Source organism: Halomonas sp. LBP4, from assembly GCF_003202205.1.
GTDB classification, from domain to species: Bacteria; Pseudomonadota; Gammaproteobacteria; order Pseudomonadales; family Halomonadaceae; genus Halomonas; species Halomonas flagellata.
The window spans coordinates 1-332 of sequence record NZ_PDOG01000012.1; the positions used below are offsets into that span (position 1 = coordinate 1).

Annotated in this window: 1 protein-coding gene; it reads left to right on the plus strand. The window is 75.6% G+C overall.

The window, feature by feature from the left end:
- The coding region (locus CR157_RS22730) for a hypothetical protein (protein ID WP_181422143.1) at positions 1-332 on the plus strand (332 nt) is incomplete at both ends.

Here is a 332-nt window from a genome sequence, read left to right on the forward strand (position 1 = left end):
TTCGTCGGTGACAGCTGGACCTACGCGGTCGACCTGGCGCTGCCCGAGGACACCGCGGCGCAGCCCGAGGACGTGGTGGTGGAGTGGTCCGAGGACGGTGGCCAGAGCTGGCCGCACACCGGGCCGACGCTGACCCTGACCCGCGACCACGAGGACCGCATCGGCCTGCGGGCCCGGGCGCGGACGTCGCTCGCCCCCGCGAGCGACCGCGACGCCTACGCCATGGACCGCAAGGGGGTCGAGTTCCGCGATGTGCACCCGCCGCGGGCCCGGGTGCGCGGCCCGCTGCGCGTCGAGCCCGACCAGTCCTACACCTTCGCCGCCACCGTGGC